The organism is Stenotrophomonas sp. 05L44_2, from assembly GCF_056665995.1.
This window is the reverse complement of sequence record NZ_JBFTNR010000059.1, coordinates 1-11,124: the sequence shown is the minus strand read 5'-3', so window position 1 is coordinate 11,124 and position 11,124 is coordinate 1. Positions and strand designations below refer to the sequence as shown.

General features: G+C 68.0%; 5 protein-coding genes and 1 pseudogene. 3 read left to right on the top strand and 3 right to left on the bottom strand.

What is annotated here, in order from left to right; all coding sequences use genetic code 11:
* The first annotated feature begins 326 nt into the window (after window positions 1–326).
* Both gltB and AC1VAN_RS03545 read left to right on the top strand, forming a co-directional pair.
* Entirely contained in the window at window positions 327–4,781 is a 4,455-nt protein-coding gene (gltB, locus tag AC1VAN_RS03550) for a glutamate synthase large subunit (protein ID WP_480985281.1), read from the top strand.
* A gap of 103 nt (window positions 4,782–4,884) precedes the next feature.
* A complete protein-coding gene (locus tag AC1VAN_RS03545; RefSeq protein WP_025876048.1) occupies window positions 4,885–6,330 on the top strand; it encodes an FAD-dependent oxidoreductase in 1,446 nt (481 codons plus the stop codon).
* Here AC1VAN_RS03545 and AC1VAN_RS03540 read toward each other — a convergent pair.
* Window positions 6,316–8,739, bottom strand: a complete 2,424-nt coding sequence (locus AC1VAN_RS03540) for a response regulator (RefSeq protein WP_442251722.1) — start codon at window positions 8,737–8,739, stop codon at window positions 6,316–6,318. The genes AC1VAN_RS03545 and AC1VAN_RS03540 overlap by 15 nt on opposite strands.
* 163 nt (window positions 8,740–8,902) lie before the next feature.
* On the opposite strand from AC1VAN_RS03540, the pseudogene AC1VAN_RS03535 reads away from it, so the two are divergent.
* Window positions 8,903–9,757, top strand: a pseudogene (locus AC1VAN_RS03535) (methylglyoxal synthase); the annotation flags it as partial.
* Between the two features lie 216 nt (window positions 9,758–9,973).
* Here the strand turns inward: AC1VAN_RS03535 and AC1VAN_RS03530 are convergent.
* Together AC1VAN_RS03530 and rdgC are read right to left on the bottom strand one after the other, a co-directional pair.
* Window positions 9,974–10,753: a M48 family metallopeptidase gene (locus AC1VAN_RS03530; protein WP_025875417.1), complete on the bottom strand. Its 780-nt coding sequence runs from the start codon at window positions 10,751–10,753 to the stop codon at window positions 9,974–9,976.
* A gap of 59 nt (window positions 10,754–10,812) precedes the next feature.
* On the bottom strand, window positions 10,813–11,124 hold a 312-nt coding region (gene rdgC / locus AC1VAN_RS03525; protein WP_480985280.1), incomplete at its 5' end, for a recombination-associated protein RdgC.

Sequence of the window (11,124 nt, the reverse complement as noted above, 5' to 3'; positions counted from 1 at the left end):
CTTTGGTTGCGCCTGCAACCGTGTATTGCGGCGTTGCAGCAACCTGTGATCTAGTCGAGGCATCCGGTGGCCTCATGATGCGCTCCAGGAAGAGCACGGCGTGTGCGTCAGGGTGAGTGTGAAGACACTTGGCGTGCGGCCAGACAAGGCGCGCGCCGCCGCGCAGGCGAGTGCCTGCGCAAGGTGAGCAACGCCGTACGGGCGTGCGCCAAGCGGCTTCCCGACGGGCTGCGCCATGCGCGGCACACTCCACCATGACGTACAGGGCGTGCTCTACAGAGCGGGCAGGAGTGTCCCCGTTCATTTCAATCTGCATCGAGGTAGAGATGGCCCCCCGCAACCGCCAAGGGCTTTACGACCCGCGCTCCGAGCGCGATGCCTGTGGATTTGGCATGGTCGCCCAGCTCGACGACCAGCCTTCGCGCCTGCTGGTGGATACCGCCATCGCTGCGCTCTCGCGCATGACCCACCGTGGTGGTGTCGCCGCCGATGGGCTCACCGGCGATGGCTGTGGCCTGCTGCTGCGCCGCCCCGATGCCTTCCTGAAACTGCTGGCCAGTGAAGCCGGCATCGCCGTCGGCGCGCGCTTCACTGCGGGCCTGGTGTTCCTGCCGCACGATGCCGACGCCGCACAGGCCTGCCGCACACAGCTGCAGCAGCAGATCGAGGCCGTGGGCTGCAAGGTGGCCGGCTGGCGCGAGGTACCGACCGACGACAGCGTCTGCGGACAACTGGCACGCGACACCCTGCCGCGCATCGAGCAGGTGTTCGTCGATGCCGGCGTCGGCCAGGATGACGCCGGCTTCGGCCTGGCCCTGTTCCTGGCCCGCCGCCGCAGCGAACAGCAGCTGCGCGCGCACGCCGACTACTACGTCACCACGCTCAGTCCCAACGCCATCAGCTATAAGGGTATGGTGCTGCCGGACAAGCTCAGCCGCTTCTTCCCGGACCTGCAGCGGCGCGAACTGGCCTCCAGCGCCATCGTGTTCCACCAGCGCTTCTCSACCAAYACSMYGCCGCGCTGGCCGCTGGCGCASCCGTTCCGSMTGCTCGCSCACAACGGCGAGATCAAYACCATCGAAGGCAACCGGCGCTGGGCRCAGGCGCGCAGCAAGGTGTGGAAGACGCCCCGTTTCGACATCGGCGAGTTCGACCCGGTCATCTCCATGCACGGCTCCGATTCGCAGAGCCTGGACAACATGCTGGAACTGATGGTGTCCGCCGGCATGGAGCTGATCCAGGCCCTGCGCATCCTGGTGCCGCCGGCAACGCAGTCGCTGGAATTCAAGGACCCGGACCTGGCTGCGTTCTACGAGTTCCACGGCCTCAACAGCGAACCGTGGGACGGCCCGGCCGGCATCGTCGCCTGCGACAGCCGCTACGCGGTGTGCACCCTCGACCGCAACGGCTTGCGCCCGGCGCGCTGGATGCTGACCGCCGATCGTCACTTCCTGGTCGCCTCCGAAGCAGGCGTCTGGGAAGTACCGACCGAGCGCGTGGTGCGCAAGGGCAAGCTCGGCCCGGGCGAGATGATCGCCATCGACCTCAAGCGCGGTGACCTGCTCGATTCGGAGGCCATCGACCGCATCAACCGCGGCCGTGCACCGTACAAGCAGTGGCTGCAGCAGGGCGTCACCTACCTGCAGACCGAACTGATCGACCCGTCGCTGGTGGAAGAGCCGTTCGACGAAAGCACCCTGCGCAGCTACCACAAGCTGTACCAGCTCAGCAGCGAGGAAGTGGAACAGGTGCTGCGGCCGCTGGCCGAGACCGAGCAGGAAGCCACCGGCTCGATGGGCGATGACACGCCGATGGCCGTGCTCAGCCAGCGCAGCCGTCCGCTGTACGACTACTTCCGCCAGGCCTTCGCGCAGGTSACCAACCCGCCGATCGACCCGCTGCGCGAAGACTGCGCGATGTCCCTGTCCACCCAGCTCGGCAAGGAGACCAACATCTTCCATGCCGGCCCGGAGACGGTGAACCACGTCATCCTCAACTCGCCGGTGCTGAGCCAGCGCAAGCTGCGCCAGCTGCTGAAGATGGGCCAGTACGTGCAGGCCAACCGCCTGCTCGACCTGTCCTACAGCGAAGAGGAAGGCCTGCGTGCGGGCATTGAACGCATCTGCGTCGAGGCCGAACAGGCTGCGCGCGACGGCATGGTGATGCTGCTGCTGTCCGACCGCTACCCGGTGGCCGGGCGGCCGATGGTGCATGCGCTGCTGGCCACCAGCGCCATCCACCACCACCTGTCACGGCTGGGCCTGCGCTGCGACGTCAACCTGATCGTCGAGACCGGCACCGCGCGCGACGCGCACCACATGGCCTGCCTGCTCGGCTTCGGTGCCACGGCGGTGTATCCGTACCTGGCCTACCAGACCCTGTTCGATCTCGGCCGACGCGGCATCCTCAAGCTCAGCAAGGGCGGTGAGCAGTCGCAGATCGGCCGCCGCTACCGCAAGGGCATCTACAAGGGCCTGTCCAAGATCATCTCGAAGATGGGCATCTGTACCGTGGCCAGCTACCGCGGTGCGCAGCTGTTCGAGATCATCGGCCTGGAGCCGGAGGTCGTGGACCTGTGCTTCCCCGATACCGCGTCGCGCATCGGTGGCGCCGGCTTCGCGCGCCTGGATGCCGACGCGCGCGAACTGTGCGCGCAGGCCTGGGACGCCCAGCAGGGCGTGGATGTCGGCGGCCTGCTGAAGTACGTGCACGGCGGCGAGTACCACATGTACAACCCGGACGTGGTGACCACCCTGCAGCGCGCAGCGCGCAGCGGTGACCCGCGTGCGTGGCAGCAGTACTGCGATGCCGTGCATGCGCGCCCGCCGTCGGCGCTGCGCGATCTGCTGCAGCTGGTGCCGGCGGCAACGCCGACACCGCTGGACGAAGTGGCACCGGCCAGCGATCTGTTCCCGCGTTTCGATACCGCCGCGATCAGCCTCGGTGCGCTCTCTCCCGAGGCGCATGAAGCGCTGGCCATTGCGATGAACCGCCTCGGCGGCCGCAGCAATTCCGGCGAAGGTGGCGAAGACCCGGCGCGCTATGGCACCGACAAGCGCAGCAAGATCAAGCAGGTGGCCTCAGGCCGCTTCGGCGTCACCGCCGAATACCTGGTCAACGCCGAAGTGCTGCAGATCAAGGTTGCGCAGGGCGCCAAGCCCGGCGAAGGCGGCCAGCTGCCCGGGCACAAGGTCAATGAACTGATCGCACGCCTGCGCTATGCCAGGCCGGGCATCGGCCTGATCTCGCCGCCGCCGCACCACGACATCTACTCCATCGAAGACCTGGCGCAGCTGATCTACGACCTCAAGCAGGTCAACCCGACCGCGCTGGTGTCGGTGAAGCTGGTCAGCCATGCCGGCGTCGGCACGATCGCGGCGGGCGTGGTAAAGGCCGGTGCTGACCTGATCACCATTTCCGGCCATGACGGCGGTACCGGTGCTTCGCCGGTCAGCTCGATCCGCTACGCCGGCGTGCCGTGGGAACTGGGCATCGCCGAGGCGCACCAGGCGCTGGTGGCCAACGACCTGCGTGGGCGCACCCTGCTGCAGACCGATGGCGGCCTGAAGACCGGCCTGGACGTGGTCAAGGCAGCGCTGCTGGGCGCGGACAGCTTCGGCTTCGGCACCGCGCCGATGATCGTGCTGGGCTGCAAGTACCTGCGCATCTGCCACCTCAACAACTGCGCCACCGGCGTCGCCACCCAGGACGAACGCCTGCGCGAGAACCACTTCACCGGCCAGCCCGAGCGCGTGGAGAACTTCTTCCGCCTGCTGGCCGAGGAGGTGCGCGGCTGGCTGTCGGTGCTGGGCGCACGTTCGCTGCAGGAAATCGTCGGCCGCACCGACCTGCTGCGCCAGCTTGAGGTCTCGCCGCGCGAGGACGTGCGCGTGGACCTGTCGCGGCTGCTGGCCGACGCCAGTTACCCGGGCAGCCACTGCGCCGCACAGCGCCTGTATGAATCTCCGGACAGCCTGGCCACGCAGATGGACGGCCTGCTGGCCGAGGCCATCGAACACAAGCGCGGTGGCGAGCATCGCTTCCTGATCCACAACACCGACCGCAGCATCGGCACCCGCCTGGCCGGCGCCGTGGCGCGCGCGCACGGCAACCAGGGCATGGCCGAATCGCCGCTGGAACTGCGCTTCCGCGGCAGCGCCGGGCAGAGCTTCGGCGCCTTCAACGTCGGCGGCCTGCACCTGGAAGTGGAAGGTGAAGCCAACGACTACGTCGGCAAGGGCATGGCCGGTGGCCGCCTGGTGGTGCGTCCGCCGCGTGGCGCACGCTTCGAGGCACGCAGCACCGCCATCATCGGCAACACCTGCCTGTATGGCGCAACCGGTGGCGAGCTGTTCGCCGCCGGCCGTGCCGGTGAACGATTCGCCGTGCGCAACTCCGGCGCACTGGCGGTAGTGGAAGGCGCAGGCGATCACTGCTGCGAGTACATGACCGACGGCGTGGTGCTGGTGCTGGGCAAGGTCGGCCTCAACTTCGGTGCCGGCTTCACCGGTGGCCTGGCCTACGTGCTGGACGTGGACCGCGATTTCGTCGACCGCTACAACCACGAGCTGATCGACATCCATCGCGTCTCCGCCGAAGGATTCGAGAACTACCGCCAGCACCTGCACCGCCTGATCGGCCGTCATCGCGAACTGACCGGCAGCATCTGGGCGCAGCAGATCATGGACGAGTTCCGCGATTACATCGGCAAGTTCTGGCTGGTCAAACCCAAGGCCGCCAGCATCGAGTCGCTGACCGAAACCCTGCGCCGCGCGGCGTGACACACCGCACGTGACGGATGCGCCGCATGCACTGGGCGCACCGGCTTCCCCACCGCTGTAGTGCCGGCCGCTGGCCGGCATCCGGAAATCCACAGAGTCCGCCATGAGCCGCAAGCACGCCTTCCAGTTCCTCGACCTGCCCCGGACCATGCCGCAGCGCATCCCGGTYGAACTGCGCACCTCCGGCGACTGGGGTGAGCTGTACGGAAAGTTCGGCAAGGAGGATGCGCAGTACCAGGCCGGCCGTTGCCTGGACTGCGGCAACCCGTACTGCAGCTGGAAGTGCCCGGTGCACAACGCCATTCCGCAATGGCTGCAGCTGGTGCAGGAAAACCGCATCCACGAAGCAGCCACGCTGTGCCACAGCACCAACCCGTTGCCGGAAGTGTGCGGCCGGGTGTGCCCGCAGGATCGCCTGTGCGAGGGCAGCTGCACGCTGGAAGAGTTTGGTGCGGTCACCATCGGCGCGGTGGAGAAGTACATCGTCGATACCGCGCTGGCTACCGGCTGGCGGCCGGACATGACGGCGGTGCAGCCCACCGGCCACACGGTGGCGGTGATCGGTGCCGGCCCCGCGGGGCTGGCCTGTGCCGACCGCCTGGCGCATGCCGGCATCACCGCGGTGGTCTACGACCGTTACGAACAGGTCGGTGGCCTGCTGCAGTTCGGCATCCCCAGTTTCAAGCTGGACAAGGACGTGATCCGTCGTCGTCGCGACGTGCTGGAAGGCATGGGCGTGCAGTTCCGCCTCGGCGTGGAGATCGGCCGCGACATCAGCCTGCAGCAGCTGCTGGACACCCACGATGCGGTGTTCGTCGGTACCGGCGCGTATCGCTACACCGATGGTGGCCTCGACGGCCAGGACCTGAAGGGCGTGCTGCCGGCATTGCCGTTCCTGGTGCAGAACAGCCGCATCGTCGGCGGCGATGATCCGCAGGGCCGCCCGATCGCCGGCTGGGAAGACCAGATCGCCCTGCCCGACCTCAATGGCAAGCGCGTGGTGGTCCTCGGCGGTGGCGACACCGGCATGGACTGCGTGCGCAGCGCGGTGCGACTGGGCGCGGCCAAGGTCACCTGTGCCTACCGCCGCGACGAAGCCAACATGCCGGGCAGCGCGCGCGAAGTGGCCAACGCGCGCGAGGAAGGCGTGCGCTTCCTGTTCAACCGCCAGCCGCTGTCGATCGAAGCCGGCGCCGATGACGAAGTGATCGGCGTCACCGTCATCGAGACGCGCCTGGGCGAACCCGATGCCAACGGCCGCCAGAACGCGGTACAGATCGAGGGCAGCGAGTCGCTGCTGGAAGCGGACGTGGTGATCATCGCGTTCGGTTTCTCGCCCAGCGTGCCGTCGTGGCTGGCCGAGCATGGCGTGGAGGGCCAGGCCAACGGCCGCATCCTCGCCGGAGGCAAGGGCAAGCTGCCCTTCCAGACCGCACATCCCCGTCTGTTCGCAGGGGGTGACGCAGTGCGCGGTGCCGACCTGGTGGTGACCGCCGTGGCCGAAGGTCGCGACGCCGCCGCCAGCATCGCCCGGCTACTGGCGCACTGACAGATCGAGCGGCATCAGCACTGCGGCCAAGGTGGCATGCAGTGCCTGGCGGTCGACCGGCTTGGCGATGAAATGATCGATGCCAGCGTCGAGGCAGGTCTGGCGGGTACTGTCGAGCACGCTGGCGGTCAACGCGATGATCGGCACCCTTGCCGCGTCGGCACGGGGATCGGCGCGGATCGCGCGGGCCAGGGCAAAGCCGTCCATGCCCGGCATGTGGCAGTCGGTGATGACCAGCGCGAACCGTTGCGTCTGCCACGCCTGCCAGGCCTGCTCGCCATTGGCTGTGGCATGCACCTGCAGGCCCAGATCCCGCAGCTGTCGCACCAGCAGCTGCAGGTTGGTGGGATGGTCTTCGGCAACCAGTACCCGTACCGGCGGCAATTCGTGCAGGCCAGCCGCATCATCACGATGCTCCACCGATGGCGCCTCGCAGGCCGGCAGGTACAGGTCCAGCCACACCGTGGTGCCCACGCCCGGCGTACTGCACAGGTGCAGTTGCCCGCCCATCGATGCCGCCAGGTCCCGGCAGATCGCCAGGCCCAGGCCGCTGCCACCGAAGCGCCGGGTGGTGGAGGCGTCGGCCTGGGTAAATGCTGCAAATACCGCCCGCTGGCGCTCCCGGCTGATGCCCACGCCGGTATCGGTCACCTGCAGCCGCAGTTGCTGGCCGTGCGCGCGCTGCTGCAGCACCCGCACCTGCAGGTCCACCCCACCGTGCAGGGTGAATTTCAGCGCATTGCCTGCCAGGTTGAACAGGATCTGGCGCAGGCGCAGCGCATCGGCCAACGATCCACGCTGCAGCGCAGGATCCACCTCGCAGCGCAGATGCAGCCCTTTGCTTGCCGCCACCGGCACCAGCAGGCGCTGCACCGCACGCAGCAGTTCGGCCAGGTCGGTGGGCAGGCACTGCGGTGGCTGTGGGCCGGACTGCAGGCGTTGGCTGTGCAGGACGTCATCAAGGATCTGCCGCAGCATCTGCGCGGCATCATCGATGGTCGCCAGTACCTGGCGCTGGCGCGCATCGAGTGCGCCGCCGCCGAAGCGCTCCAGCATTCCCAGCAAGGTGCTCATCGGCGTGCGGATCTCGTGGCTCATGGTGGCCAGGAAATGGCTCTTGGCGGCAGCATCCTGCTCAGCATCACGCCGCGCATCGTTCAGTGCCTGCGTGCGTGCGCGCGCCTCGGTGACATCCATCCAGTATCCGCTCCATTCCACGCCGCTGTCGCTGCAGGCAATCGGGCGCCCGTGCGAACGTACCCAGCGCCAGCCGTTGGGGCCGCGCGTGCGGAAGGTGATGTCGATGGGCCCGCGCACCAGCGCGGCGGCATCAACGCAGGCCAGCACCGAGCGGCGGTCCTGCGGATGGACTGCTGCCAGCAGGCTTCCATGGTCGACCCGCGCGGTATCTACGCTGATCCCGAACAGGGCATGCACATCGCCGGCAATGTGGGGAACGCTGTACTCGCCGGTGCTGCTGCGCCGCGCCTGGTACACCACCGCCGGCAGGTTGGCGGTGACTTCCTGCAGCCGCTGCTCCAGCGCCTGCCTGCGCAGGCCTTCGCGGTGCAGTCGCCAGTAACCGAATGCATGCACCAGGCCCATTGTCAGCAGCATCAGCAGCACCGCGATCAAGCCGCGTAGGGGCGACACCGGCGGCACGTGGCCGCGGCGAGGGGATGTCGAGACCCAATGGGCCCGCAATGCCTCGCGCTGTTCCTCCGTCATGCCCGCCTGCAGTTGGTTGAAGCGATCCACCAAGTGCGCGCACGCCGGCAGCGCAGCCAGTACCAGTGCGTCGCTGAAGCCGGCCGGCGCCGCTACGTCCAGCGCGCCGCCAGGCTGATCGCGCAGCGCCGCTTCCACTTCCACCAGGTTGCCCACCACTGCATCGATCTGGCCGCTGATCAGCAGCTGCAGCGCCTTGTCCAATGCCGCCACCTGCAGCAGCGGCACATGCGCGCCCGACTCCTCCAGCACCCTGGCAAGCGGCACGGTGTCGAGGCTGGCCACGCCGCGACCGTGCAGTCCGTCCAGGCCGTGGATCGGCAGCGCGTCGGGGCGTCGCACGATCACCTGCGGCACCTGCAGGTAGGGCACGCTGGCCACCCAGCCTTTCGGCGTCTGCGCGCGCGGCCAGCCAAGCACGGCGTGGGTCCCGGCAGGCAGCGCGGCAGCGGCCAGCGCCGTCGCCGCGACCGGTGTGGCACGCAGCGTGGGCACCTGTTCCTGCAGCAGCGCCAGATAGGCGGCCACCAGCCCCTGTGGCGTGTCGTCCTGACTGGACGACAACGGCGCACGGTCAGCGGGATAGGCAAGCAGGATGGGGCCTTCGCACTGTCCGGCCCAGGCCGGCGCCGACAACAGCGACAGGGCGGCGATGCGGGCCAAAGGGCCAGCGACATTCACGGTGGACATCCTCATGTCGCAGGCAGGGGCATGGCCGCATCGCGGTGCGACCTCCTGCCACGCTAGCGACGCCCCTGCCAGCAACAATGAGGAAATTTGTAAAACCCTCCGAAACCGTCAATAGCGACATACACTGCCGCTTCTACCGATCCCGGAGCTTTCGATGCGCATCGGCCTGGCCGCCAACCGTCTCCATCACCACGACGCGCGCGCGGCACTGTTCCGCTGGCTGCGCGCCAGCGAACCCGGGCTGCGCGAACTGGGCGTGACACTGTGTGCGGTCGGMCGTACCCACGAYGCGATCCAGCGCAACAGCTTCCTTGCCGGCTACGACGGCCTGCAGCGCTATCCCTACGGTCGCGACGGCGGCTTGATGAAACTGGTGGCCGAAGTGGTGGGCATGGGCGCCGAGCGTACGCTGGACGGTGCGGTCTATCTGATGGATCCGGTGGACCCTTCCTCGGTTTTCCCCGAGGCGACCGCGCTCAAGCGCCAGTGCGTGATCCACGGCAAGCCTTTCATTTCCACCGTGGCCACCGCCCGCGACTGGATCGAGGTGGAGCGCATCCATGCTGGCCTGGCTGCCGATACAGGCGCCAACGACCTGCATGCATTCGAAGGGCAGACGCTGGCGTTGATCGCGCACGATGCGATGAAGCCGGCGATGCTGGCCTTCGCCGATGAACACTTCGACGTACTGGCGCGCTTCGGCGAACGCGTCGCCACCGGTACCACCGGCCAGCGTTTGAACGAGTTGGCCTGGAGCCGCGGCTGGCCAGCGGATGCGGCATGGGTGACGCGCTACCAGAGCGGGCCGATGGGCGGCGATGCGCAGATTGCCGACCGCGTGCTGGAAGGCCGTTGCCAGCGCGCGATCTTCTTCGAAGATCCGCACGTGGCGCGCCAGCACGAAGCGGACATCCAGCTGCTGGAGCGGGCGGTGACCACGGTGACCGATCAGGCGGTGTGCATCACCGCGCCGCGCGTGGCTGCGCGGTGGGCGGAGGCGGCGGCCCTAACCCACCCCGCCCGGCCACGGATGGTTTCCGTGCTGACCACGGAAGAGAAAAGGAAGAGCAGGAGCAAAGCGGGTCGCGCGCTGTGCGCGCTTCAGTAGAGCCGATTTTGCTCGACTGCGCCGCCGGCTCTATGGAGTGGAGCCCCTTCTGTTGAAGGGGCGCGCCGAAGGCGGGGGTAGAGGAGGAATGCGTGGGCAACTGCTGTAGCGCAGGCGCTACAGCAGTTGCCGGAGCATCGCTTTCAGGCGTCGCCCTTCCAGCTGGAAATAGTCGCGCTGCTCGCGCCAGTCGGGGAAGCGTTGTTCCACTTCGTGCCAGAACGCGGGCGAGTGGTTGGCCTGGATCAGGTGGCAGAGTTCGTGCACCAGCACGTACTCGAAGGCGGCGGGACGGCCCAGTACCAGTGCCAGGTCCAGCGCCATGCTGCCGTCGGGGGCCAGCGAGCCCCATTGCGAGGACATCACCTTCAACCGCAGGCGGCTGGGCGCGCGCGGCAGGCCGGGCAGGTACTTCGGCAACCAGCGGCCGACATCGGCGCGGGTCTGTGCTTCATAGAATTCGCGCAGCAGGCGGCGCAGGGTCGCATCGCCGCCACGGCTCGGCCACTGCACACAGGCACCGTGTTCGTCGATTTCCAGCCGTGCGTAGCGGCCTTCCTGCCAGCGCAGCGGCAACAACTCGCCGCGCAGCGGCAGCACCCCTTCAACGCCGGGCTGCAACGCGGCGGGCAGACCATGCCCCTGGTAGTGGCGCAGCTGCAGCCCCAGCCATTCGCGATGCAGTTCGAGGAAGCGCTCGCCCATCACCAGGCTGGCACGCGGCGGCAACGTCAGTCGTGCGCCGCGCTCATCGACGCTGAGCTTGATCCGGCGCGCGCGTGGATCACGCACGCGCAGTATCTCGATCTCGACATCCTCCAGGCGCAGGCGAACGGTATCGCGCTGCACGGTGGCGGGTGGGACCGGCGAGATCAGGCGGCGCAGCAGACGGCTCATGGTCCCAGCATAGCGCCGTGCGAGGCCGCCGGATGACCGGCGGCCGACGGCCTGCCTGTTCAGTCAGCCTTGCTGAGCTTGAAGGCTTCTTCAAGCAGCAGGAACAGGCGACGGATCTCCGCACTCTGCAGGGCGAAGCGGGCGTCGAACTCGGCACGGCGGCCGTCTTCGTCGGCATGTTCCAGCTGGTCCAGCGCGCCGTCCAGGAACTTCAGCTTGCGCACGATCAGGTCGTCGCCCAGCACGAAGGACAGGTTGTCCTCGAACACCAGGGCCAGCTTGGTGACCTGCTTGCCGGCATCCAGGTGCTTGTCGATCTCGTCGCAGCGCAGTTCCTGATGCTGGCACTTGACCACCGCGCCGCCTTCCAC